Source organism: Collinsella aerofaciens (assembly GCF_015670795.1).
GTDB classification, from domain to species: domain Bacteria; phylum Actinomycetota; class Coriobacteriia; order Coriobacteriales; family Coriobacteriaceae; genus Collinsella; species Collinsella aerofaciens_Q.
In genome coordinates, this window is sequence record NZ_JADPCJ010000066.1 from 1 (window position 1) to 1,410 (window position 1,410).

Annotated in this window: 1 protein-coding gene; it reads left to right on the top strand. The window is 41.3% G+C overall.

Features of this window, described 5'->3' with window-relative positions; genetic code table 11:
* Positions 1-70: 70 nt before the first annotated feature.
* Positions 71-961: a hypothetical protein gene (locus I4W09_RS10740; protein WP_022618806.1), complete on the top strand. Its 891-nt coding sequence runs from the start codon at positions 71-73 to the stop codon at positions 959-961.
* Positions 962-1,410 lie beyond the last annotated feature (449 nt).

Here is a 1,410-nt window from a genome sequence, read left to right on the forward strand (position 1 = left end):
GCACAGATTTTATAATGTAATAAGCAAGAATACATTATCAAACGAACAATACTGGTAAAAGAAAACCAAAATGGACGACATTGAAACAGCCAAGAATCTGACGGTAAAAGCACGTACAGCTTATAGCGTCTGGGATGTATGTCGGCTGTTTATTGAAATGATTGCTCCTGATGTAGATATTGATATAGAGAGTAAACGTAAGTCTGATGAGCTACTCTTTCCAGGATATGTCATAAGGCCCATGGAATCTCTCACAACCGGTAGGCCGTATGGTCTTGATTCTAGCGCAGAAGATTCCAGCGTATCTTCTGACTCCAGTGCTGAGGTAATTTTGCCTGCTGCGAAGATGGTTAAGGAAAGGTTTGATTCGATTGGAAATGGTATGCTCTCTTCACAAGAAGCAAGTCAGGCTGCCATAGATTTGATGCTACAGAATAACAAGCTGTTAGACAATAGAAAGCAACTATACAAATCTATTGCTATAATAATAGGAAGATTGCCCGAGAAAGACAAGAAGAGAGCTACCGAAATGCTCATGAGAAAAATGGATTGTACACAGTTATTAGTCCCACCAGCTCCAACGGAAGAAGATGTTATGAAGCTCGTAAGCGTCGTTACCCAATTGCTTACTTTAGTTCCACCAGATCGTCAAGCTGCTTTAATAGGTGATTTATTCATCCCGGAATCTCTAAAGGATATATTCAATAGTTTCAATGAACTGGCGGCAGAGAATCGTTTACAGCAAAAAAAGAGTGAGTTGGAAGGAAGGACTGAAGTGAACCATGCTAATACAAATGAAGAAGTTCCCTCCAGGCGAACAAGAAGTAGAGACACAAATGCAAGAGGAGCATATAAATTACAAAACACCATCACTGAGGGCCCTAAAGCGGTTCCCACGAAAAAAAGGAGAGTAGCAACGAGGGTAAGGGGCAGAAAATCACGTAATACTTCTAGGGTATGATCCAATATCAAAGGAAATGATAGCATTGAAGGATGAGACTAATCCAATTGAGGAGTGGCAGCATATAGAACAGCTAAAGGGTAGTGCTGAAGGAAGCATACGATACCCCGCATGGAATGGGATAATATCACAGGAGGTACTAGACTACCTTTCATCCTACATAAATAGACGCATATAAGTACGCATTTAAGCATAAACACGCACTATGCCGTTCTTCTCATGTATATATATATACAGGCAACACGCAGATATAGGTGCGACGTGAACAGTGAGCTGTATGTGCGCAGCTCGCGTTGCATTTTCGGAAGCGCTCGTTTTCGGAAACGCTTTGAAGTTCCTATTCCGAAGTTCCTATTCTCTAGAAAGTATAGGAACTTCAGAGCGCTTTGAAAACCAAAAGCGCTTTGAAGACGCACTTTGAAAAATCCAAAAACGCACCGCACCAGATC